Origin of the sequence: Streptomyces sp. TSRI0281, assembly GCF_001905125.1 — a bacterium.
Classification (GTDB): Bacteria; Actinomycetota; Actinomycetes; order Streptomycetales; family Streptomycetaceae; genus Streptomyces.
The window spans coordinates 115243-136456 of the sequence record NZ_LWLE01000015.1; the positions used below are offsets into that span (position 1 = coordinate 115243).

A 21214-nucleotide genomic window follows, 5' to 3' on the forward strand; every position below is an offset into this window, starting at 1 on the left:
GGGCGGGGCGGACAGGAGTCGGCGGGGCCGTCGGCGTCGGCCGGACGTGGCCGCGAAGGTGGTGCTCGGCGACCGGGACACCGCCCCGGCCGGCGGGCCGGCCGGACGTGCCGTCAGCCGGTCTCCGGTGCCGCCCCGCCCGGGGCAGGCCGCGGCACCACCGGCGCCGGGCCGAGCGTGGTGCTGCCGGGGGACGCCCGGTGGCCCAGCCCCGTGCGGTACGCGTCCATCGCCGCCTCCGTACGGCCCGCCCCGCGCAGCAGATCGCCCAGCAGACGGCAGATGTCCGCCAGGTCTCCCGCCGCGCCCGCCCGCTCCAGCAGGGCGAGCGCGGTGACGTAGTGCTCCTCGGCCGCTTCCCGCTCCCCGTTCGCCTCGCGGATCAGCCCGAGCAGCCGGTGCGCGCCGCCCGCGTGGACCGAGCCCCGGTCCGGGTGCAGTTCGCCGAGCAGCCGGCGCAGCAGCTCCTCGGCCTCGCGTGATCTGCCCTGCCTGCGCAGCACATCGGCCAGCTCCACCTCGACCTGCGCGGTGTACAGGGCGGCCCGTTTGGACGCCAGCATGTCGCGGGCGGCGCGCAGTTCGCTCTCGGCGCCGGACAGGTCGCCGTCCTGGGCACGCACATAGCCGCGCATCCAGTGGCAGTGCGCCATCTCGGTGCGGATCTGGAGCTGCTGATAGATCTCGGCGGCCTTGGCGAGCGAGGCGTCGGCCTCCGCCGTACGGCCCGCGGCGATCAGGGTGCGGGCGACCTGACGGTGCAGCCCGGCGACCAGCTCCGGGTCGGAGACGCGAGGGGCCAGGGCCAGGGCCAGTTCACCGGCCTGCGCGGCTCGGGCGTGCGCGCCCATGTCCATGTAGGGCGCGATCGACGCCGTGTAGAGGAGAAGGAGGGCGTTCGGGTCCTGGAGCCCGGAGGCGTTGAGCTCGTCGACGGCGCTCTCCAGCAGGTAGCAGGCGTAGCGCAGTTCGCCCGCCAGCAGATGGGCGACCGCTCGGCCGCGGACGGCCGGGGCGCGCTGGGGGAGCGGTGCGTCGGCGAGCAGCTTCTCGGCCGCCTCGAAGTGCCGCAGGGCGGCGGGCAGATCCCCGGTCTCCAGGGCGCACTGGCCCAGGCCCAGCAGCGCGGTGGCGCGTTCGCCGTCGAGACCCAGCCGCCCGGCCTCGGCGAGCAGCGCCCGGTAGGACGCGGCGGCGTCCTCGGCCGCGCCGGTGGCCAGGGTGCGCTGGGCCTCGACGAGCCGCTCGCGCAGTCCGGTGGCCAGGGCGGCGGGGCGTCCCGTGGCCAGCTCCTCGTAACTGACTCCGAGCCGCTCGGCGAGATGGCGTACGGCCGCCTCCGAGGGCCGGACCCGGCCCGCCTCCAGGGTGGAGATGTACGCGGGGGTGTAGGACGGCTCGGCCAGCTGCCGCTGGGTGAGACCGCGCTCCGCGCGCAGGCGCTGGACGCGTCGGCCGACGGCTCCGGGATCGTCGGACGGACCGCGCCCGGACCCCCGCCCCGGCGTGTGCTGTTCGGCCACTGCGTCACCCTCTTCGCGTCGTCCTGCGCCCCGGACACGGTCATCGGCCCGGTCATGAGTATCAACCCGCAGGCCCGGGGACCTTGTTGCGCGGCGCTTCCGCCCTTAGGTTAAACCGAACATTAATTCTACTTAACATCCGAGTTATGTCACGGGTGTGCCCACTCGCCCTGCGCGCCTGCCCGAAGGCCGCACGGATTCGAAGGAGTTGTCCATGCACATACGCCTCGCCAGGCGTCGCACCGCGGGCGCCGTGGCCGGTCTGGCACTCGCCGGTCTGCTGGCCGCCGCCGTGTCCCCGGCCTCCGCCACCATCTCCTCCGGGGATTCGTCCGTGGCCGCTCCGGACTCCGGAGGCGGACCGGGCGGCCTCACGGTCGAGTACTTCCCCCAGGCCGGCGGCAGCGGACACACCACGCAGGTTCCGTCCGACGGGCCCGCCCGGAGCGCGAAGGCCCGCCGCGGCGCGACGCCGTTCACCGCCGCCGAGGCGCGCGCGGACGGCACGCTCGGACGGCAGGCGGTGACCGGGCCCAGCGAGGACCGCCTCGACGTCGTCATCGTCGGCGACGGCTACACGGCCGGCCAGCAGGGCGACTTCCACGCGGACGCCACCGCCAAGTGGGCCGACATCACGGCCATCGAGCCGTACAAGAGCTATCAGGGCCTGTTCAACGTCTGGACCGTCGACGCCGTCTCCAAGGAGTCCGGCATCAGCGGCGACCCGACCGCGGACGTGGTCCGGGACACGGCCCTCGGCAGCGGCTTCTGGTGCGACGGCATCGAGCGGCTGATCTGCGCCGACATCGACAAGGTGGCGTCGTACGCGGCCAAGGCCCCCGCCGCCGACCTCGTGGTCGTCCTCTCCAACGCCACCAAGTACGGCGGCGCCGGCTACTCCGGACTCACCGCCGAGGGCTACCCGTTCAACGGGGTCTCCACCCTCTCCTCCGACAACGCCTCCTCCAGCCTCATCGCCGCCCACGAGATTGGCCACTCCGTCGGACTCCTGGCCGACGAGTACACCTACGACTCCTACGGCACCTGGACCGGTGGTGAGCCCGCCGACCTCAACTCCACCACCTACACCCCCGCGCAGCTCACCGAGAAGCGCGCCAAGTGGTACCGCTGGCTGGGACAGACCGACCCGGCGGGCGGCACGGTCGGCACCTTCGAGGGCAGTTCGTACTATCCGCTGGGCATCTACCGGCCCACCGCCGGCTCCCTGATGCGCGAGCTGAGCAACACCGAGTTCAACCTGCCCGGCCGCGAGGCGATGATCGCGGGCTTCTACCGCGCGGGCAGCGCGCTGAGCAGCACCCGCGCGGCGGGCAGCACCCTCGCGCCGGGCCACCGGATCACGGTGAGCACCGCGGGCCTCGGCGGCACGGACCGGCACGGCCGGCCCGGGGCGGGCAAGGCCCTGGCCGTGCCCGACCTGCGCTGGTACGTCGACGGCAAGGAGAAGGTCTCCGCCCGGGGACGTACGACCGTCACCCCCCTCGCGCTCGGCGTACGCCACGACGGCCGCCGCCACACGGTGACCGTCACCTTCGTGGACCGTACGGACGCGATCCGCGACCCCGCCGTACGGGCCCTGAGCGGCGACGAGATCGGCTGGACGGTCAAGGCCACCGGCCCCCGCCGCTGATCCGGCCCGTGGGCCGCGGACCGCTCAGGCGATGAGCGGGACCGCGGCCTCCGGCGTCAGCATCCGGAAGGTGAACGCCTGATGGAAGTAGAGCCGGATGCTGGTGGTGTCGTGGTCCTGGTAACCGATCGACAGGTCCTGGCCCAGCCGCAGTTCGAAGTCGCCACCACGCGTGGAGAGCAGTACCCCGCCCGTGACGGCGGGCGCCCACAGGATCTGGTCGTCCAGCAGGCGTCCCAGATGGGTGGCGACCGGATAGCCGTGGTCGGAGGTCTCGGTGGCCTCGGTGAACGCGTCGGCGCCGAGCAGCAGCCGGTACGGTCCGTCGACCCCCGCGAGCCGCAGCCGCGTCAGCGCCTGGCTGACCGCCGCCGGGTAGTCCCGCGCATCGGCGGGCAGCGCCAGCGGGGCGTGCGAGGAGCCGTCCCGCAGGCCGGTGATCCCGGCCGCCGGGTAGCCGTCGATGATGGCCATGTCCTCGGCGAACGCACAGGTGCGGGCCGCGTCCTTGACAGGCTGCCAGTCACTGTCGTCGGAGCCCCGCTCGACATCGTCCACCGCCGCCCGGGTCACCGTGAACGGCACCTTCCACTCGATGACCGGCATCGAGGTGCGGGCCCGTGCCAGTACGTCGGGGGTGGGCGGGTCGATGTCACGGAGGTGGCCGTCGCCGATCGCGGCCAGCGCGGGCCCGTCCGGGTCGGTGACATCGACCACCCGGCGGCCCGCGAGATGACGGCTGAAGGTGCGCCGGGCCTCCTCTTCGATCTGGTCCCAGGCGGCTTCCGTGACGGGCGCGAGTTCGCGGTGGAGGTTGTTCATCACTGGGCGCTTTCTTGCAGGCTGCCGATGCGCAGCGAACCGTTGTCCGGGACCGCCGGGGCCGGGGCCCGCCGTACCGGCGCGGTCGCCGGCTCCGGCTGGGCCGCGGTCCCGGCAAGCGCGGGCGAGGGCGGCGGGGCGTCGAGGAAATCGGCGCCGGGGGCGTAGAAGAGCGTGCCGGTGACCGCGGTGGAGAAGTCGAGAATGCGGTCGTGGGTACCGGGCGGATCGCCGAGGAACATATTGCGGAGCATGCGCTCGGTCACGTCGGGGTCGGCCGCGTAACCGATGAAGTACGTGCCGAACTGGCCCTGCCCGAAGCTGCCGAAGGGCATGTTCGCGCGCAGGATGTCGCGCTCCGTGCCGTCCGGGTCGGTGATCGTGTTGAGGGCGACATGGGAGTCGGCGGGCTTCACGTCGTCGGACAGTTCGACGTCGTCGAACTTGGTGCGGCCGATGACCCGTTCCTGCTCCTGGACGGGCAGCGCGTTCCAGGCCGTCAGGTCGTGCAGATACTTCTGCACGATGACGTAACTGCCGCCCGCGAAACCGGGATCGTCGTCGCCGACCAGGGCGGCCGACCGCGCGTCGTCACCCACCGGGTTCTCGGTGCCGTCCACGAAGCCGAGCAGGTCCCGGTGGTCGAGATAGCGGAAGCCCTGGGTCTCGTCGACGATCCGCACCGCTCCGTCGAGCCGTTCGAGCAGCTGTCGCGCCCACTCGTAGCAGATGTCCATCCGCTCGGCCCGGACGTGGAAGAGCACATCGCCCGGGGTCGCCGGGGCGTGGTGGCGCGGGCCCCGCAGTTCCTGGAACGGGTGCAGCCGCGCCGGACGCGGCCCCGCGAACAGCCGGTCCCAGGCCGCGGAGCCGAAAGCCGTCACACAGGCCAGCTCCGCCTGCGGGTAGCGGAAGCCGATCGAGCGGGAGACCGCCGCGACGTCCGGCAGCACCCCGCGTACGGCGGCCTCGCCCCCCGGTTCGATCGTGCCGACCAGAATCAGCGCGGCGCTCGTGAGCGGGGCGACTACGGGCTGGACCGCGACCGGGTCCGGGACGGCGTCGGGCATGCGCGCACTCCAGGGTGGGTGAGGGCGTCGGCGGTACGTCAGGGTGGGTGAGGGCGTCTGCGGTACGTGGGGACTGCGGGGCTCGCTGCCACTTACCCACACCCACGGCCCGCCCGCACGCCCGGTGACCCGGCCGGGTCACGCGCCGGGACAGCTTGGGGCGGGACGGCCCGTCGCGGTTGCGCGTGGGCCCCGCCCCGCACCGCGGCGCCGCACCCACGGCACCGATCCGCCACATCCACGATTGTTCCGTTCGTCCCCACCACAGTTTTGCCCGGTAGGTGGAGTGATGCTTGTGGAGCATCTTCTTCGAGGCCGTGAATCAGTCGATCCACTTGCGTGGGCTGTCCGGTTCCTATTCGGCTTCGGCGATCAGCACCTGCTTGCGGAGGGGGCAGAGCCCCTGCTGCCGGACCGTCGGCACGCGCCCCTCGACATGCTCACGGACTACATCGACCGTCTCGAAACCCACACAATCCGCCGGATCGTCATCAGCTCGCCCACGTTCACCCAGTACCGCCACCGCGGCGAACTGCTCGACCACATCAGCGCCTACGCCCACCGCGCCGCCGCCATAGGGGAGACGGTCACCACGATCATCGGGTCCATTCGGGCCGGCTCGCCCTCGCCGACTGCGCGCGCGACGTCCTGGATCGGCCCACTCTGTCTCACGATCTTGACCTTTTACGGCTGCCCTCACCGGCTGAACCCGTCTACCAGAGTATCGAGTTGGGTCATGTGTGGCTTGAATGGCCGTCGACGGAGCGGGAGGTGAATGGCAAAACTCGCTGCCTTGTGTGACCGATCGGGGGGCAGAGCGTTGGAACGTCCGGGCGCGGGGGTCCGGAGCGGGTCGGGTCATATGTGTTGCTTGGCAGCCTCGGGAGGGACGGGGGGCGGGTTCGGTGTACGTAGGGCGGTCGCCGGCGGGGGCGACCGTCGCGGTCGAGGTGGTGCACGCGGACCTGGCCGGTGATCCCGGCTTCCGGGCTCGGTTCGGGCCGCGGTAATGGCCGCGCGCGCATGGTGGCAGGGAGTCATGTCGCCCAAGTGGTGGACGCTGACCCGGAGGGGTCCGCGCCATGGGCGGCCACCTCGCTACCCGCTGGACTGACACGCAGCCAGGCCGCGGCGTCGCACGGCCTCTTGCCTGAGGAGACCCTACGGGTGCTGGCTGCGGGGATCGCGGAAGCACTGGCTGCCGTTCACGCTGTGGGTCTGGCGCACGGCGCCCTCCGGCCGGACAACGTGCTTTTGGCGCAGGAGAGGCCGTGCATGACTGCCTGGGTGATTCCCAGCAGGGAACCCCGGCCGACGACGTTTCCTCCCTCGGTGCGGCACTGGTGTTCGCGGCGTCGGGGCGGGAGTCATCTGGTCCGAATGCCGCCGATGACGGGGTCTCGGCCGTGCCGGCGTCGCTTCGGACCATTGTTGGCCTCTGTCTGGCCGTCGATCCTCAAGCCCGACCGCAGGTCGCAGAGTTGATTGATCAACTGGCCCGCGCCGGAGCTCCGCTGCCTGCCGGCGGACTACCCCCGCCTGCGCGGGAAGAACGCGACGTGCCGCGGGCGGGGGAGACCCTCCACCGGACCACCCCCGCCTGCGCGGGAAGAACTCGTCCCCGCGTTGCGGGGATCAGTAGAACCCGCCCTTCGGGCGGAGGGGGCTGTTTCGTGCGTCTGGGGTCAGGCGTCGGCTGGGGGCTCCGGATGCCGGACCACGCGCTTCAGCGCCTGCTCGACCTTGTATCTGTCCTGCCCGGTGGCTTGTGCGTGGTAGGTGATGGCCTGCCGTACGGCTGCCGCGGTGGCCACGGTGAGGTGGCCTTCCTGCTGCTCGGCCCAGGCCGCGCTCCAGCTCGATCGTTCGTCGTTCAGTTCGATATGCGCCACGGGCCGGATCGTACGCCGCTGATCAGGCGTTGATTGGCTGCGCCTCGTGTGCGGCGGCGATCTGATCGATCCGGGCCGCCAGGTCGAAGTCGGCCTCGGTGAGACGGTGCCCGGCGTCATGCGTCGTGATACCGAACCGGACATGATCCCACCGCAGATCGATGTCCGCGTGGTGGCCGATCAGGCGCTCAACGTCGGCAACATGCACGATCATCGCGATGCCGCCGTGGTAGCGGATTCCGAACCGGCGCGTGATCTCGTCCCCGTCGCGCACCCACCCTGGCAGTCCGGCCAGCCGCGCGGCGATTTCCTCATCCGTGAGCGGGTCCTTGGCCACGATCAGCTCCTATCAGTCACGGGTGCCAAAACCTCCGTCAGGTCCCGGCCGACCGGTGCATCCTGCCACGGCCGCATCGCCCGCTCCAGGGTGACCAACTCCCTGCGCATCCGCGCCGATCGCGTCTCAACGGCGATCGTCACCGCCGTCCGGGCGATCTCCACCGCCTGGTCCGGCTCCTGCGCGGCAGCCGCTGCTGTCGCCTGCCGGGCCAAGTACACCCCACGGTCCCGACGGGCCGTTTCCGGCACCCCGTCCAGCACCTGCGCCCAAAGTGAACCGGCCTCCACGCCGAGACCGAGGCGCCCGTAGCAGGTGGCCCGTTGCACCTCCAGGTATCCGGGAGTCCGCCGGCAGGCGTTGCCCCATGGCAGGTCGTCATCGACGCGGGGCAGGAGCCGGTCGGCCTGGTCGAGCAGCTGGTCGACGGCCCGCCGCTCCCCGACGAGGCTTGCCCCGTGGGCCTGCTGCTGCATCGCCATGATCCGCACCTTCGGCATCAGCCGGTCGGCGTCGTCAAGGGCGGCCTCGCACAGGTCGACGACCGCTTGTCCGTCGCCCAGGTCGGTGCGGACCTGCGCCTGGTTCACCAGCGAATATCCGATGAGGTGCGGGTCCCTGGACCGTATGGCGATCTCCTGTGTGATCCCGCGCCAGAAGCTCGCACCATCCATATCGCCGGCGTCTTGGTACAGCCAACCGACGAGCGCCGCATAGGCGGCACCCGCGCGCAGCAGGTTTCGGCGCGTCTCTCCCTTCGCGGACCGCACCAGCTTGTCGATCAGCTGGTACTGGGCGGACACCGTACCGATCAGGTCATGGGGACCGAGGAACATGTCGGCCCGGTAGTGCCCTTCCAGTTGCTGCTGGAAGTAGTCGACCAGAGCAGGGTCGACATGCTGCGGTGCGACCGGCCCGGCAACGAGTGCGGCGGCGGTCACGGAGGCAAAGGTGCGGCGATTCACCTGTTCCTCTTCGTGGTGCTCGGGCCGGATCCAGCCCGGCGGGGTAGTGAAGCCCAGGTCCTCGGGCCAGCGGCCAAGGGCGTCGTGCAGCACGATCGCTGTCTCTTCCGCCGGCCACCCGGGGCGGTCGCCTTCCCACCGGCGCCACGTCCGCGCGGACACGGTGAACTGGCGGTCGTCCAGGAACTGCTGCCCGTGCTCGGTGACCGCGGTTGCGGCGGCCTCGACAGTCCGCCAGCCGCGGCGGAGGCGGGCGGCGCGCAGCGCGTCGTTGCGGCCCATGAGTCCAGTGTGGGGTGTCATCGTTCGCGCTCCCAGCCATGGCCGCCACGTGGCCACGCGTGGCCATCCGACGACCTATTACCTACTTGGCGTGCACACCCATCATCGAGGTGTGACAGCGGGCTGTGCAGCGAAATGGCTGGAAGCCCCCCTCTAGCAACACAGGGAGCTTTCGTGCCTGCACCCGTAGAGATGCCGCTGCCCAGCCCTGAACCTCTCTCCGATGCTCAGCAGCGCGGCGCGGCGTGCGTATGGTGCGCGGCGCTGCTCGGCACGGACCTGGGTGTCGACCTCGGCGAGCAGCGCGTCACCCCTGCCACCGGTGCCGCGTACGCGTGGTTCCCCCGTGAGTGTGTGGACGCCCTGGCGTGCTCGGGGCGGAGGGCGGCCCGGTGACGGCATCGACGCGGCAGCGGACCGCGCACCAGCCCCCTGAGCGGGCGTATCAGGCGTACCTCGGGCACACCCTGATGTGCGATGCCTGCCGGGCGGGGGCGCCGTGCGCGACCGTCATACTGCTCGGGCGCACCTGGAAGAAGGTGCGCCGGTGAGCGCGCCGATCGGGTATGGGTACTGCTGGGCGGAGCGCCCCGGCACATACGCCCGGTGTACCCAGCCCCCTGGCCACCTCGGTCCCCACTATGACTGGCGTGCCCCCAGCGACCAACGGGAATGGCCGAACACCGAGGCCGCTACCCCGGACCGCACGGGGAGGGGATCCGAGTGAAGTGCCACCACTCCGACGGCGCCCACGGCTTCCCCATCGAGACCGATGACATGGCCCGGTGCCCCGAACACGGGGTCACACTCCTGTGGCACGGCGAGCCGATCACGGACGCCGAGTTGGCCGAGGCAGCAGCCGCAGGGGCCCGGCTCGATGAGGTGCTGGCCCTGACCGAGGAGATCCGCGGCGACACACACAGCACCCACTGCCGCGCAGCTCAGCAACCGCACCTGGCCGACGGGCACGACCACTGCCGGCGCGCCGACTGTGCCTGCTTCTGCCACACCACCTGAACGGAACCACCATGCACAGCACATCGATTCCCACCCCGCCCGCGAACGACGAAGGCGGGCAGGGTTGTTCCGGATGCGGCACCACGAAAGGCGTCTGCCGCGACCCAAACCGGCACGGACTCCGGTGACCGGCCGGGCTACTCAGGGACCAGGTCAGCGAGGGAGCATTCGAGGATGCGGGCGATTCGCCAGAGGTGGCTGATTCGCGCGTCGTTCTGACCGCCTTCGATGCGCTGCACCGTGTCGCGGCTGATTCCTGCCCGGTGGGCCAGCTGTTCCTGGGTGAGATTGCACCAGATTCGGCGGTCGCGGATGCGGTCGCCAAGGGTGCGGCGGTGGTCAAGGATCCAGGGCGGCAGGTCGGCAGACACTCGACTCTGGCCGCCATCTCTGCACTGCCCAGGCTGGACATAGCCGAGCTGAGTGCCATTGCAGAAGTTCCTGTTTCGAGATCAGCAAGGAGCGCGACGCGGCTGACGGCCATCGCCACAGCAGTGGACCGCACATCCAGCTCTTCGAGATACCGCGCCTCTACGGATCCACCCGCATGGTTAGACGGGGTAGATGCGGGGCCCGGGGCTGCGAGAAAGTCCCTCATCTTGCGCACCGCCAGCAACATCTTCAGGAAAGCTTCCTGTTGATGGTCCCGCAGCCAGAGGACATGTGCGCTGTCACCCTGGATCTTTGCCTGCCGAAGCATGGCGAAACTGGTTCCGAAGGCGGCGAGGGCCGCGCCCCCGGCTCCTGCTGCTCCCGCGATCACTGCGGCAAGTCCTGCGTCCATGGCCCTGAGTCTCCGGTACAGGCGGTGCCAGCGTGGCGAGAATGGATAACCTCCGCGCATGGACTTGGGAGACGCGGCCGGGTGGGCTGCCTTCGCGATATCAGCTGGCGCGCTGGTGGTCAGCTACCGAGCGCAACGAGACGGCCGGAAGTCAGCAGAGGAGGCCAGGTTGTCTCGCATCGCGTCCGAGCGATCGGCAACTGTGGCTGAGGAACAACTGGTCGATCAGCGTCGCGAGGCGGCCGAACGACGGGCGGCGGAGGTGGAGGCTAGCCGGCCTCGGCCCGACTTCGTCATCGAGCAGCAGTCCGCCCATATCTTCTACCTGCGTAACACGGGGACGGGTCCAGCGACTGGTGTCAGTCTGAGCGCCAGGGAGGCACCCTACGTGTTTGAGCCCCCCTCGGACGAAGACTTGGGGCCCCATGACGCCGTGCGGTTCCGTATGGCCGGCGCAGCGGGCAGACCCATCCCGGGAACGTTGTATCTGACGTGGGACGGTCAGAGCGATGAGATCGCTGTGGCCGTCCCAAGGTGAACCGTCAGCCCAGCGCATGACTCCAGGTGCGGCCGCAGTTGGCGCCCCGTACGGCCGGGTTCACCCCTGAGCCACTGTGTACGCCGATCGGCCCTGCGCAAGCGGGGCAGAGCCCGACGAGGCATCCCTGCCCGTTGGCCAGGGAGAGGGCTGCGCCGACTGGCGTTCGCCTTGCGGCTGCTGATCGACCAGGGCCTGGACGTCCACGACATCGCCGCCGAGCTGACCGCCTGGTGGATCGACTGGCGGCCGGTCCGCCCTGCCGCACTCATCACGGCCCGCCTGCGCGCCCGCCTCCCCACGGCGCGGCGGAGCATCCCGGAGAAGCCGCGCACGACTGTGCGGCCGGACCTGCGGGAAATGCGGCGTGGCAGGCGTGCTTGCATCGGCGCGAGCACGCGTCGGCGGCCGCCCCTCCGCGCGCCGACGGCGACCGGGAGTTCGCACGGCTCTACGGATGGGACCAGTGGGAGGGAGTCGCCCTTCACTACGACGAGGATCCCGACGACGCGCTCGACCTACGGCAGCCGTCTCTGCTGCTACGCCGTGAAGAAGTCGGCTTGGGTGACCTGGTGAGGCCCGGACGATGGTTCTGGAGTCGAGGTTCTCCCGGAGCAGCGCACACCAACTCGACCGCCGGGGCGGCTCCACGTCTCTGGAGTTTCGGCCTGGGGCTGCCCCGGGGTCGCGCTCCCGCGACGCGGGTGGCGAGGCTGCTCGGGCCGAATCGCCTGGGTCTGCGGTATCTGACCCGGACGACCGAACGGGGCGTCCGCCGTGGATCCGCTCACGGCGTGCCCGGCTGCGGGACGGGGCGGGCACGCTCGTGGGGTCAGCGTCGGTCGCGGAGGAAGTCGCGGGCGCGTTCGTCGAGTTCGGCTGCGCAGCGCAGTCCGCGGGTGCGGAAGCGGGACAGGTCGCGGCGCATGTTGCCCACGGCCTTGCGGGTCCGTCCGGACTGGACTCCGTCCATGTGGTCGATGGCCCGGCCCCAGGTGGCGCACGCCTGCTCAATGCTGCCCTCGGCGGCCTGCATCTCGGCCTGTGCGACCAGGTCCAGGGCGATGATCCGTGCGTAGGTGCCCGGTGGCCGGCTGGCCGCTGCTGCCCCGTACATCGCTGCGGCCCGGCGCCGGTCGCCGAGTGTCTCGAAGACTTTCGCCGTCCGGCTGTGAACCGTGGCCGCCGGTGGGCCCCACGACAGCGCCCAGAACGGCACGTCGTCGCCCTTCGCCGAGCTCAGGGCGGTGCGGGCACGCTCCACCTCCAGAACCGCCTCGGGGCGTTGTCGAGCCTTGGCGAGGGCGTGCGCGTGAGTGACGGCGAACAGCGCCTCGGTCTGCGTGTCGACCCGCCCGTGGACCTTGTCGACAGCGCTCGCGGCCAGGGCCAGGCAATGCTCCGGGCGGCGCAGCCTCATGCCCTGCTGGGCCATGGTCCTCATGATCCACGCGTCATGCCCGGTGATCCCGGACTCGTGGGCCAGGGCATACGACTGGAGGTAGTACCGCTGTGCGAGCCCTTGTTCCCCGCCGTCGTACGCACGCCAGCCGGCCTGGTGAACACCGACGGCGGCGGCGGACAGCATGTGCCGGTGGTCGTCCTCGGAGCTGAACCGGCCGCGGCACAGGGCCGCAACGTCCGACATCAGGTACTGCACCAGCGCGGAGCGGCCGTGCTGTCCGCCGTGGCGTTCGTCCATCAGCGCGAACATCGCAACCATGTCGCGTACTGCGGCGACGTCCGCGTGGCCGACCAGGGCGCCGGTGCGGGCCTTGGCCGCGCGGGAGGCGATATCGGTGACGTATTCCAGCGGCAGCACGGCGGCCGCGACCGAGTACGCGGCGCCGGACAGGAATCTCCGTCGGTCCAAGTCACCCCTCCAGATCGGCACCAGGGTCTCCAGCGGGTCGTCGCCGATGGACAGTCCGATGCTGTCATTCTCCCAGCCGGCCGGAAGGGGGAGGCCCAGGTCCTGGGGGGTCAGGGCCCGTCCCAGGCGGCGGGAGAGGGCGATCGTCAGGTAGCGGCCGGTCTGTCCCGAGGGCATCGCCCCGGCGATCCAGTGGTCCACCGCCGACTTGTTCGTCCGCAGGGCCTCGCCGTTCTCGGCGGCGACCTGGCGGACCGCGTGGGCGAGCGCCGCGTACGTCCACCCCGATTCCCGGACGGCGTCCCGCAGTCTGACGTTCGGTAAGCGCTGGGTCATGACCGCTCCCGTATACCTCGTATACCCATCCGTCCGTCCCAACCGTACCGACGAAGGGTGACCGGCGGTTGACTGTTGGTCATGCCCGGCAGCACGGCGGAGCAGATTTCGCGGCCCGCTGAACTGCCGGTGTGGCACGGCCGTTCACTGCGCGTCCGCTTCCGGACGGCAGGGACGGAACACGGAGGAGGTTCGTCATGGAGCACACCACGCAGACCCCTGCCTACCAGGCGCCCATCGTGCTGGACGTCGGCGACGTCGTCGAGGTGACGCTGGGCACCCAGACCTTCGACACCGCCGACGACACGCAGTACAAGAACGCCTGACCCTCGGGTCTGCCGGGCCGGACGGGGCGCACGCCGCTCCGTCCGGCATGGCCCAGGGGCGCCGGGCCCGCCATACCTGTGCTGGGGCACAGACGGGTGGGCCCGGCGCTCCATTCGGTTCGTGTCCGGGTACGGCGACGGGTGAGGGAGACGGCGGCGATGCGGTGGAGCGCGGGACGGTACGGAACGACGGAAGAGGCCAGACGGCCCCGGGGCGGATACCCGGTGCCCGGCGTCGAGGCGGCGTGGACGGTGGGCTGGCCCACCGCACGGGTGCGGTCGGTGAGCGACGGCCCGGTGTCGCTGACCGTGATCGGGGACTGCGGGGCCGATGACGAGCACCTTGCCGCGCGGCTCCCATCGGTGCGGGCCGGGCGGTGGCGGGAGCTGACCCGGTGGCCCGGCTCGTACCTCGCCGTCGCCCGCAGCGGAGCGACGCTGGCCGTGGTCGGCGATCTGGCCGGACAGCACCCGGTGTACTGGCGGAGCCACGGCGGGGCGGTGTGGTGGGCAACGTCCATGCTGGCGCTGGCCGCGCTCGACGGGGCGCCGGCCGACCCGACCGCGCTGGCCGCGCATCTCGCGCTGGCGCAGCCGGATGTCCTGGGGCAGCGCAGTCTGATGCGGTGCGTGAGCCGGGTGCCGGGCGGGCACCTGCTGCTGCTCGACGCCGAGGGTGCCCGTGCGGTGCGGTTCGAGCCGGCCGAGTACGGGAGCGTGGACCTGCACGACGCCGCGGCGACCGTGCGGGCGGCGCTCGGCGAAGCCGTCGCCACCCGCCTCGACGGACGTCCGGTCAGTGCCGACCTTGCCGGACTCGACTCCACCACGCTGGCCTGCCTCGCCGCACAGCGCGGGCCGGTCACCGCGGTGACGTTCGCCGACGAACGCCTGCGCGACGACGACCTCCCGTGCGCGACCCGAACCGCCGCGGCGGTGCCGGGCCTGACCCACCACGCGGTACCCGGCACAGCGAACACGGTCTACTACGACGGCCTGGACGACCTGAGCCGACTGCCGGTGACCGACGCGCCCAACGCCTACGCGGTCACCGCCTCGATCAAGCGGGCCGTGCTGGACACGGTGGCCGCCCACCACCCCGTTCCCGGCCTGCACCTGACCGGGTCGGCCGGGGACGCCGTACTGTCCGCCCCTTCCTCCTACCTCGCCGACCTGCTGCGCGAGCGACACCACCGCCGGGCCTGGCGGCACGCACTCGGTCATGCCCGACTGCGGCACACCTCCGCATGGTCGGTTCTCGGGCGGGCGCGCCCCGCCTCCCGTACCGATCTGGCCGGCGCCTGGCGCCAGACGGCCGCCGAACTGAACGACCCCGTACGGAAGTGGATGCCGCAGGCGTCCCGACCGGTCGCGTGGACACCGCTCCTGGCCACCGCCGACTGGATGAGCCCCGACGTCCGCCACCAGCTCGCCGCCGCCCTCGACACCGCCGCCGCCCAGTCGGACGACACGCCTGTTCGCCTGGCCGCCTGGTCCGACCGGCAGGACCTGGCCCGTCTCGGCACCGACACCACCGGCTGGCGCGAGATCGCGGCGGCCGAGTACGGCATCGACCTGGTCGCCCCGTACCTCGACAACGAGGTCATCCGGGCCTGCCTTGCCGTTCCCGCCGACCAGCGCGGCACCCCGGACCGCTACAAACCGCTGCTCCACACGGCGTTTGCCGGGACCGGGGTGCTGCCCGACTCCGTGCTCGCCCGTACGACGAAGGGCGGCTTCAGCGCCGTCGCGTACGCGGGCCTGCGGGAGAACGCGCCCGTCCTGCTCGATCTCCTCGGGCCGTCCTCACGGCTGGCTGCCACCGGGCTGGTCACCGAGCAGCCGGTCGCGCGGATGCTCGCACAGGCCGCTGCCGGACAGCCCACCGCCCAGGGCGCCCTGCATCTCGCGATCGCCGCCGAGGTCTGGCTCCGGCAGGTCGACACCACCGCCCCTGCCTGGTGGGAGGTGACCTCCCGTGTGGCAACTGGCTGAGAACGCCCACCTGGTGCTCACCGACGAGGGCGGCGCGATCCTGGATGAGCGAATCGGCCGCTGGACGCACCTGACCCCGACCGCGTCCGCCGCCGTGATGCTTCTGCTCGCCGGCACCACCCGGGAGGAGGCCGCCGGGCAGTATGCGGAGCGCTACGGCATCCCTGCCGGTCAGGCCGGTGCTGACGTCCGTGCGGTCGCCGACGCGCTGACCGCGCAGGGTCTCGCGGCCACGGAACCGGCGTCCCGTCGCCGTAGGCGGGGGTGGTGGCGGTGACGAGCCTGGAGGCGTACTCCACCGTCCGCACCGGGACCGTCCCCGAACGGATCGCCGCGGCCGCCGGTCTCGCCCTGGCCCTGGTCCTGCTGCGGCTGCCGTTCCGGCACACCGTCCGCACCGTCCGCTGGGCTCGGCGGGCCGGCCGCCGGCCGCTCGCCCCGGAGCGGGCCGGGGCGCTGGTTGAAGCGGTCCGGCACACCGGCCGCCTGTGGCCCGGCCGCGCCGCCTGCATGGAAACCTCCCTCGGCGCGGTACTGGCCGCCGCCCTGCTGGGGCGGCGTCTGGACTGGTGCCTGGGAGTGCGGTTCTCCCCGCCACCGGCCGAATACCACGCCTGGGCCGAACTGCCCGGCCTCGGACCGGCCGGCGAGTACACCGAAGCGGGCTGGCACCACCACACAGCACTGACCATCTGATCGCGTCACCGGGTGCCGTGTCCTTCACCCGCCTGGAGCAGTTGACCGAATGCCTGTACCCGTACCCCCTCGAAGGAGTGAGCTGCTGATGTCCGCCGTCGCCCTGGCCGCCGAATCCGTTCCTGAGCGCCACTACACCCACCACGAAGGCCGCGGCGCGACCCCGCACCGTTCGAACCCGGCCGTTATCCACCGCGAAGTGTCCACCCTGGGCGTCGAAGCAGGCATGAACGTCGTGGAGTTCGGCACCGGCTCCGGCTACTCCGGCGCCCTGCTCGCCGAACTCGTCGGCCCCACCGGCCAGGTGACCAGCCTCGACATCGACACCTACCTGACCCGCTGGGCGGGCCTCATCCACCACCAGCGCGGCGTGGACCATGTCCGCTGCCACGCCGCCGACGGCACCGGCGGCTTCCCCGCACGGGCCCCGTACGACCGGATGGTGGCCTGGTGCACCCCACCGCTGCTGCCGAAGGCGTGGGTGGACCAGGTCGTCGACGGCGGCCTCATCGTCGCCCCGCTGCCGATCGCGACCGTGCCCAACATGACCGTCGTCGCGAAGATCCGTGTCACCGGCGGCGAGCCGACGGTGGAAGAGGTGTTCACCGGCGGGTACATCGAGGCGACCAGCTCACCCAAGGACAACCTCGACCTGCCCGGCCGGTGGGTGGACTGGGAGAACCGTGTCCCCGCCCCCTCCTGGATCTCCATCGCGTGGCGAGGCGAGGACGACCACCTGCACACCGGGGCCCGCACCGCGCTGGACCGGCTGCTGAAGGATGCGCACACAGAGCCGTACAAGGGCGGCGAGATCGACATGCCGTCCTGGCGGACCTTCGCCGCCACCCGCGGCGACCACCGCCTCACGATGTCCGGGCTCAGCCCGGACATGTGGGCGATCGGCCACACCACGACCACGACGGCCGCCGTCATCCAGCAGGACGGCACGATTCTCGCCGACGCCCCCGATTCCCCGTCGCTGACCGTGCTCCGCGGCTGGCTAGAGCAGTGGGAAGAGGCCGGGCGCCCCGCCCCTGCCACCTACACCCCCGCCCTGGTCCGCACCGGCGACAGCTGGGACCTGCGGCTCGCCCGGTAGCCCCGCCGATGCCACTCACTCACCTTGCCCGGGACACTCAAGGCGTTCCGGGCAACGTTCTCTCAAGCTGACACGACCGTTGACCCGAAGATGGGTCAACGGCCATATGGCTGCTCGGCGCGGGTTACTGGCCGTCAGGCCGCGTCGGCCAGTCGCTGCCGGGCGATTCCTGCGATGGCGGACGAGCCTTCGATTCCGATGAACCGCCGTCCTTCGGCGAGGGCGGCCGCGCCGGTTGTGCCGCTGCCGGCGAACGGGCCCAGGACGAGACCGCCCTCGGGAGCGATCTGGACGAGCAACAGGCGTGCCCGCGCTGGGCGCGGCAGTCGCCGCAGGCGTACTTGTCACGGGCCCGGGATCACCGGGAATGGGCCCCAATGGATGGTTGCGGACGCCTGGATATGTGAATCCTGGAAGACGACTGTGTCGCTGTCGTACGTCGAGTCGCTGAAGGAGACCTTACCGCCGGAGAGCGTCGAGTCGTGGAAGGAGACCGCGGCGCCGGAGAACCATGAGCGGTTAAAGGAAACCGTGCCGTCGTAGAACATCGAGCCGCTGAAAGAGATCGCGCCCCGCGAGTACGTCGAGTCGCCGAAGTTGACCGTGGCGCCGGAGAACATCGAGGTGCGGAAGGAGACAGTGCTACCGGAGTACGTCGAGTGGCTGAAGTGGACCGTGCCGCCGGAGAACGTCGAGCCGCGGAAGGAGACCGTGCCGCCGGAGAACATCGAGCCGCTGAAGTCGCCGCCATCGAAGGTGGCTCCGGTGAAATCGAGGTTGAGTCCGCACCAGGTGGTGTCTGCGTTGGGGTCTTGTAGGTGGTCTCGAATGTTTCGAATGATGGTGAGGCGGACTTCGCGCTCGCCGTGCCTGAATCCGGGGTCGGTAGTTTCGGTCGCATAGGGCATGCGCAGAGTACGTCGACGCATACCTGTCGTTGCTCGGGCCAGTCGTCGGCGAGGCGTGCCATGGCGTAGACGCCGGCGAGGCGGACAGCGGCCTGGTCGTGGCCGAGCTGTTCGGCGGATTTCGCGTAGTGCTCGGTGAGTTGGGTGGCGTCTGCCCGGTGTGAGGTGCCTTCGTCGAGCAGCTGTTTGCGATAGGCGTACAGGGCGGCTATGACGGCACCTATCAGGGTCAGGACGGTGACGGTGTTTTGATGGCGTCCTGGACGCTGACTGGCTTCTTACCAGCGGCCTCACTGGTCAGGAGGCTTCCGCTCCCTGATAGAGGCCGTAGGCGGCGGCACCGACGATGAGTAGGGCGCCGGGGGCGACCAGCCACACGGGCCACAGGTCAGGGGTGTGGCGGCCGTCTCGCTTCGGGCGCCGCTGCAAGGGGTTGGTCACGATGGTGATCATGGCGGGCACGAGAGGGATGATGAGCCGCGTTTCGCCACTTCGTGACACGCCATCGGTGAACAGCTGTGCCCCGCCCCGGTCATGGGACGGGCGCAGCTGCGTACGGGGTCAGGCGGCGGTTTGCTGGGCGGCGGATATGCGCAGGGCGAGGGCGGCGAGGGTGGGCATGACGCGGTCGCGGTGGGCGAGGTACTCGTCGGGGGTGAGGACGGCCGGGCAGACGGTGCACAGGATGTTCAGCTCCTCCTGGTGCTCCACCAGGCCGAACGCGCCGCACTGCGAGCAAGGGGCATCCATGGGGCGAACGCGCGGCTTGAGGTCGGTGACGCGTTCCACTCGCTTCAGTGGGTGCTGCACCTGCTCGTAGAGCTCGTCAATCCACGGGCGGGTGACCGCGTACGGCAGATAGGCCGTCAGCCACCGGCACAGGCCGGGGACGTCGGCCCCGTGCCAGGGCCGAGCACCGGTGCACGGCGGGGAACTCCTGGGCGAGGTACCGCGCCCAGCCCATCAGTAGGGCGGTCATGGGGATGCCGGCGCTCTGGTCGCCGTCGGGGTCGGAGAGGACGACGGGCTGTCCGGGGCCGAGCAGGTCCAGGGCGGCGACCCGTACGGGGAGTGAGGCGTGGGCGGACCACCCCCGCCTGCGCGGGAAAAACCGCGTCCTGGACCTCAACGCCGGACACACATCCGGACCACCCCCGCCTGCGCGGGAAGAACGCAGGCGACACCGTCGAAGGTGCCGTCCTGGTCGGACCACCCCCGCCTGCGCGGGAAGAACGCGATGATCAGATCGATGTCCACGACGCCGCTGGGACCACCCGCGCCTGCGCGGGAAGAACGTGTCGACGGTGCGGTACATGGTGCTGTGGCACTTCGGGCACCCTTGGGTTTCGATCGTCTGGCCCATCGTGGTCTCCATCTCGTTGGTGATCTTCCGGTCGGTCTCCGCCTGTACGGCCCTGGGGCCGAGCGCAGCGTCCAGGAGGTCCAGCGCTGCCCGACGATTGGTCTCCCGCTGCTCGATCGCGGTATCGGTGTCCCCGGATTGCGCGATGCGCGGGCAGGTGGTGCAGGCCCAGTGGCCGGGTCCGACGATGGCCATGGGCGTGTGGCAGTGAGGACACATCACGGTCACCATCGTCACATCAGGCCGTGCCGGCGGGGGTCGTGGCACGTCCCTTTCGTGGTGCCGCATCCGGAGCACCCCTGCCCGCCTTCCTCGTTCGCGGTCGGGGTGGGAAGCGTCGCGCTGGTCATCGTGGGTCCGTTCAGGTGGTGTGGCAGGGGCATGCGCAGTCGGGGCGCCGGCAGTGGTCGTGTCCGTCGGCGAGGTGTGGTTGCTGTGCTGCGCGGCAGTGGGCGCTGTGTGTGTCGCCGCGGAGTTGCTCGGCGAGGTCGAGCACGTCGTCGAGCCGGGACTCTGCGGCTGCGGCTTCGGCCAGTTCGGTGTTCGTGATCGGTTCGCCGTGCCACAGGAGGGTGACCCCGTGTTCGGGGCACCGGGCGACGTCGTCGGTCTCGATCGCGAAGTCGTGGACACCGCCGCTGTGGTGGCACTTCACTCGGGCCCCCTCCCCACGCTGTCCGGGGTGTTCGGCCATTCCCTGTGCTCGCTGGGGGCGCGCCAGTCGTAGTGGGGACCGGTATGGCCGGGGGGCTGGGTGCATCGGGCGAAGGTGCCGGGGCGCTCCTCCCAGCAGTACCCGTACCCGATCGGCGCGCTCACCGGCGTGCCTTCTTCCACGCGCGGCCGAGCCGTATGAACGTCGCGCAGAACACTCCTGCGCGGCAGGCGTCGCACGCCAGGGTGTGCCCGAGATACGCCAGATACGCAAGCTCCGGCGGCGGGAACGCGGTCCGCTGCTGCGTCGACGCCATCACCGGGCAGCCCTCCGCCCCGAGCACGCCAGCGCGTCCACACACTCACGGGGGAACCACGCGTACGCGGCACCAGTGGTGGGGGTGACCCGCTGCTCGCCGAGGTCGACACCCAGGTCGGTGCCGAGCGGCGCCGCGCACCACACGCAATGCCAACCGCGCTGCTGCTGCTCGGTCAGATCGCTGACCGCCGGTAGCTGTGTCACCGCCATGGGGGGCCTCCTGAGTCGTCGGGGGACGTCCTCAGATCGTAAGAGCGGCCACAGCAAACGAGGGGCAGGATTCCTGCCCCTCGCTCAGAGGTTCGAACTACGTTGCCAGCAACCCGAGTTGCTCAGCCAGTTGAGCCGCGCGCTGCCGCCGGGCCGGGACCTTCGACTCCGTCTCTTCCAGCACGATCCGGCGGGCGTAACCGTTGTACCGGATCGTCTCCGGGGCGGCCTTGTGTGCGCGCTCCAGCGTCGCCAGCGCGGTCTCCTGCTGCCCGTCGAGCTGGTACGCGCGGGCTTCCTCGATCCGGTGCCGGGCCAGACGCGGCCGGGACGGAATCGTGGTGGTGTCCGCAGCAACGGCCTGCCGCACCGACTCGCCGCCAGCGCGGAGCTCCACCGCGACCGTGACCGCGTGAGCACCCATGATGGCCTGCGAGAAGCTGCTGATCGGGTGGTAGTACGTCGGATCCAGGCGGCGAGATGTGGCCTTCGCCTTGTTGTCGGCGACGGGTGAATCGTGACCCTCTGACAGCGGATCAAAACTGACCCACCTC

General features: G+C 71.1%; 27 protein-coding genes and 1 pseudogene. 9 read left to right on the plus strand and 19 right to left on the minus strand.

The genetic code is table 11. From position 1 onward, the window contains the following. Nucleotides 1-113 precede the first annotated feature (113 nt). Entirely contained in the window at nucleotides 114-1523 is a 1410-nt protein-coding gene (locus A6A29_RS22330; RefSeq protein WP_073722274.1) for a helix-turn-helix domain-containing protein, read from the minus strand. Nucleotides 1524-1737: 214 nt separating this feature from the next. Between A6A29_RS22330 and A6A29_RS22335 the strand changes: the two genes are divergently transcribed. Next, nucleotides 1738-3174: a M64 family metallopeptidase gene (locus tag A6A29_RS22335; protein ID WP_073722276.1), complete on the plus strand. Its 1437-nt coding sequence runs from the start codon at nucleotides 1738-1740 to the stop codon at nucleotides 3172-3174. A 24-nt stretch (nucleotides 3175-3198) separates the two neighbouring features. On the opposite strand, the gene A6A29_RS22340 is transcribed toward A6A29_RS22335, so the two are convergent. The 6 genes from A6A29_RS22340 to A6A29_RS22365 all read right to left on the minus strand — a co-directional run bounded on the left by A6A29_RS22340 (nucleotide 3199) and on the right by A6A29_RS22365 (nucleotide 8542). Beyond that, a complete protein-coding gene (locus A6A29_RS22340; protein WP_073722278.1) occupies nucleotides 3199-3996 on the minus strand; it encodes a family 1 encapsulin nanocompartment shell protein in 798 nt (265 codons plus the stop codon). After that, nucleotides 3996-5066 (minus strand): Dyp-type peroxidase, encoded by a 1071-nt coding sequence (locus A6A29_RS22345; protein ID WP_073722280.1) that lies wholly within the window; start codon nucleotides 5064-5066, stop codon nucleotides 3996-3998. The genes A6A29_RS22340 and A6A29_RS22345 overlap by 1 nt, the downstream gene beginning before the upstream one ends. Nucleotides 5067-5421: 355 nt before the next feature. Beyond that, complete coding sequence (locus A6A29_RS45880) at nucleotides 5422-5610, minus strand: hypothetical protein (protein WP_198953137.1); 189 nt, start codon at nucleotides 5608-5610, stop codon at nucleotides 5422-5424. A 1141-nt stretch (nucleotides 5611-6751) separates the two neighbouring features. Beyond that, nucleotides 6752-6958, minus strand: a complete 207-nt coding sequence (locus A6A29_RS22355; protein ID WP_241838606.1) for a hypothetical protein — start codon at nucleotides 6956-6958, stop codon at nucleotides 6752-6754. Between the two features lie 22 nt (nucleotides 6959-6980). After that, nucleotides 6981-7295 (minus strand): 4a-hydroxytetrahydrobiopterin dehydratase, encoded by a 315-nt coding sequence (locus A6A29_RS22360; protein WP_073722282.1) that lies wholly within the window; start codon nucleotides 7293-7295, stop codon nucleotides 6981-6983. A 2-nt stretch (nucleotides 7296-7297) separates the two neighbouring features. Beyond that, entirely contained in the window at nucleotides 7298-8542 is a 1245-nt protein-coding gene (locus tag A6A29_RS22365; protein ID WP_073722284.1) for a Twin-arginine translocation pathway signal, read from the minus strand. A 174-nt stretch (nucleotides 8543-8716) separates the two neighbouring features. Here A6A29_RS22365 and A6A29_RS22370 point away from each other — a divergent pair, with 174 nt between their 5' ends. The 3 genes from A6A29_RS22370 to A6A29_RS22380 all read left to right on the plus strand — a co-directional run bounded on the left by A6A29_RS22370 (nucleotide 8717) and on the right by A6A29_RS22380 (nucleotide 9559). Next, on the plus strand, nucleotides 8717-8938 hold the full coding sequence (locus tag A6A29_RS22370) for a hypothetical protein (RefSeq protein ID WP_385731693.1): 222 nt from the start codon (nucleotides 8717-8719) through the stop codon (nucleotides 8936-8938). Further along, entirely contained in the window at nucleotides 8935-9093 is a 159-nt protein-coding gene (locus A6A29_RS45325; protein WP_158074437.1) for a hypothetical protein, read from the plus strand. Before A6A29_RS22370 ends, A6A29_RS45325 begins: the two co-directional genes overlap by 4 nt. 172 nt (nucleotides 9094-9265) lie before the next feature. Further along, the gene (locus A6A29_RS22380; protein ID WP_073722290.1) at nucleotides 9266-9559 is read left to right on the plus strand and encodes a hypothetical protein; all 294 of its coding nucleotides are present in this window, start codon (nucleotides 9266-9268) and stop codon (nucleotides 9557-9559) included. 137 nt (nucleotides 9560-9696) lie between these two features. Here the strand turns inward: A6A29_RS22380 and A6A29_RS22385 are convergent, their stop codons facing one another. After that, the gene (locus tag A6A29_RS22385) at nucleotides 9697-9930 is read right to left on the minus strand and encodes a helix-turn-helix domain-containing protein (protein ID WP_107468284.1); all 234 of its coding nucleotides are present in this window, start codon (nucleotides 9928-9930) and stop codon (nucleotides 9697-9699) included. Between the two features lie 1783 nt (nucleotides 9931-11713). After that, on the minus strand, nucleotides 11714-13090 hold the full coding sequence (locus tag A6A29_RS22400) for a hypothetical protein (RefSeq protein WP_073722296.1): 1377 nt from the start codon (nucleotides 13088-13090) through the stop codon (nucleotides 11714-11716). 197 nt (nucleotides 13091-13287) lie between these two features. On the opposite strand from A6A29_RS22400, the gene A6A29_RS44175 reads away from it, so the two are divergent. The 5 genes from A6A29_RS44175 to A6A29_RS22420 all read left to right on the plus strand — a co-directional run bounded on the left by A6A29_RS44175 (nucleotide 13288) and on the right by A6A29_RS22420 (nucleotide 17206). After that, nucleotides 13288-13416 carry a lasso RiPP family leader peptide-containing protein gene (locus A6A29_RS44175; protein ID WP_107468285.1) on the plus strand — a complete coding sequence of 43 codons (129 nt, stop codon included), beginning with the start codon at nucleotides 13288-13290 and terminating at the stop codon, nucleotides 13414-13416. Between the two features lie 159 nt (nucleotides 13417-13575). Further along, nucleotides 13576-15411, plus strand: a complete 1836-nt coding sequence (locus A6A29_RS22405; protein WP_073722298.1) for an albusnodin/ikarugamycin family macrolactam cyclase — start codon at nucleotides 13576-13578, stop codon at nucleotides 15409-15411. After that, nucleotides 15395-15688 (plus strand): PqqD family protein, encoded by a 294-nt coding sequence (locus A6A29_RS22410; protein ID WP_073722300.1) that lies wholly within the window; start codon nucleotides 15395-15397, stop codon nucleotides 15686-15688. The genes A6A29_RS22405 and A6A29_RS22410 overlap by 17 nt, the downstream gene beginning before the upstream one ends. Next, entirely contained in the window at nucleotides 15679-16107 is a 429-nt protein-coding gene (locus A6A29_RS22415) for a lasso peptide biosynthesis B2 protein (RefSeq protein WP_241838607.1), read from the plus strand. The genes A6A29_RS22410 and A6A29_RS22415 overlap by 10 nt, the downstream gene beginning before the upstream one ends. An 88-nt stretch (nucleotides 16108-16195) precedes the next feature. Continuing rightward, nucleotides 16196-17206, plus strand: a complete 1011-nt coding sequence (locus A6A29_RS22420) for a protein-L-isoaspartate O-methyltransferase family protein (protein WP_073722302.1) — start codon at nucleotides 16196-16198, stop codon at nucleotides 17204-17206. Nucleotides 17207-17340: 134 nt separating this feature from the next. On the opposite strand, the gene A6A29_RS22425 is transcribed toward A6A29_RS22420, so the two are convergent. From A6A29_RS22425 to A6A29_RS22450, 10 genes and pseudogenes are all read right to left on the minus strand, one after another. Then, nucleotides 17341-17505, minus strand: a complete 165-nt coding sequence (locus A6A29_RS22425; RefSeq protein ID WP_385731684.1) for a DNA methyltransferase — start codon at nucleotides 17503-17505, stop codon at nucleotides 17341-17343. 45 nt (nucleotides 17506-17550) lie between these two features. Further along, nucleotides 17551-18114, minus strand: coding sequence for a pentapeptide repeat-containing protein (locus A6A29_RS22430; RefSeq protein ID WP_073722304.1), 564 nt, complete (start codon nucleotides 18112-18114; stop codon nucleotides 17551-17553). A 297-nt stretch (nucleotides 18115-18411) separates the two neighbouring features. Continuing rightward, nucleotides 18412-18555, minus strand: a complete 144-nt coding sequence (locus tag A6A29_RS45330; protein WP_158074438.1) for a hypothetical protein — start codon at nucleotides 18553-18555, stop codon at nucleotides 18412-18414. 120 nt (nucleotides 18556-18675) lie between these two features. Beyond that, the gene (locus A6A29_RS22435) at nucleotides 18676-18903 is read right to left on the minus strand and encodes a hypothetical protein (protein ID WP_073722306.1); all 228 of its coding nucleotides are present in this window, start codon (nucleotides 18901-18903) and stop codon (nucleotides 18676-18678) included. A gap of 336 nt (nucleotides 18904-19239) precedes the next feature. Continuing rightward, nucleotides 19240-19371 (minus strand): hypothetical protein, encoded by a 132-nt coding sequence (locus A6A29_RS48130; RefSeq protein ID WP_443333359.1) that lies wholly within the window; start codon nucleotides 19369-19371, stop codon nucleotides 19240-19242. Between the two features lie 467 nt (nucleotides 19372-19838). Beyond that, nucleotides 19839-20132 (minus strand): hypothetical protein, encoded by a 294-nt coding sequence (locus A6A29_RS22440; RefSeq protein WP_073722308.1) that lies wholly within the window; start codon nucleotides 20130-20132, stop codon nucleotides 19839-19841. Further along, complete coding sequence (locus tag A6A29_RS45335) at nucleotides 20129-20296, minus strand: hypothetical protein (RefSeq protein ID WP_158074439.1); 168 nt, start codon at nucleotides 20294-20296, stop codon at nucleotides 20129-20131. The genes A6A29_RS22440 and A6A29_RS45335 overlap by 4 nt, the downstream gene beginning before the upstream one ends. Then, nucleotides 20293-20448 carry a hypothetical protein gene (locus A6A29_RS45340; protein ID WP_158074440.1) on the minus strand — a complete coding sequence of 52 codons (156 nt, stop codon included), beginning with the start codon at nucleotides 20446-20448 and terminating at the stop codon, nucleotides 20293-20295. The genes A6A29_RS45335 and A6A29_RS45340 overlap by 4 nt, the downstream gene beginning before the upstream one ends. Beyond that, nucleotides 20448-20660 (minus strand): hypothetical protein, encoded by a 213-nt coding sequence (locus A6A29_RS22445; protein ID WP_073722310.1) that lies wholly within the window; start codon nucleotides 20658-20660, stop codon nucleotides 20448-20450. The genes A6A29_RS45340 and A6A29_RS22445 overlap by 1 nt, the downstream gene beginning before the upstream one ends. 97 nt (nucleotides 20661-20757) lie before the next feature. Next, nucleotides 20758-21214, minus strand: a pseudogene (locus tag A6A29_RS22450) (hypothetical protein); the annotation flags it as partial.

Bases quoted from the DNA above. Each gene is read 5' to 3' on its own strand.
- A6A29_RS22335 (WP_073722276.1), top strand. From the start codon at position 1,738: ATGCACATACGCCTCGCCAGGCGTCGCACCGCGGGCGCCGTGGCCGGT.
- A6A29_RS22340 (WP_073722278.1), bottom strand. From the start codon at position 3,996: ATGAACAACCTCCACCGCGAACTCGCGCCCGTCACGGAAGCCGCCTGG.
- A6A29_RS22345 (WP_073722280.1), bottom strand. From the start codon at position 5,066: ATGCCCGACGCCGTCCCGGACCCGGTCGCGGTCCAGCCCGTAGTCGCC.
- A6A29_RS22365 (WP_073722284.1), bottom strand. From the start codon at position 8,542: ATGGGCCGCAACGACGCGCTGCGCGCCGCCCGCCTCCGCCGCGGCTGG.
- A6A29_RS22400 (WP_073722296.1), bottom strand. From the start codon at position 13,090: ATGACCCAGCGCTTACCGAACGTCAGACTGCGGGACGCCGTCCGGGAA.
- A6A29_RS44175 (WP_107468285.1), top strand. From the start codon at position 13,288: ATGGAGCACACCACGCAGACCCCTGCCTACCAGGCGCCCATCGTGCTG.
- A6A29_RS22405 (WP_073722298.1), top strand. From the start codon at position 13,576: ATGCGGTGGAGCGCGGGACGGTACGGAACGACGGAAGAGGCCAGACGG.
- A6A29_RS22420 (WP_073722302.1), top strand. From the start codon at position 16,196: ATGTCCGCCGTCGCCCTGGCCGCCGAATCCGTTCCTGAGCGCCACTAC.
- A6A29_RS22430 (WP_073722304.1), bottom strand. From the start codon at position 18,114: ATGCCCTATGCGACCGAAACTACCGACCCCGGATTCAGGCACGGCGAG.
- A6A29_RS45340 (WP_158074440.1), bottom strand. From the start codon at position 20,448: ATGGCGTCGACGCAGCAGCGGACCGCGTTCCCGCCGCCGGAGCTTGCG.
- A6A29_RS22445 (WP_073722310.1), bottom strand. From the start codon at position 20,660: ATGGCGGTGACACAGCTACCGGCGGTCAGCGATCTGACCGAGCAGCAG.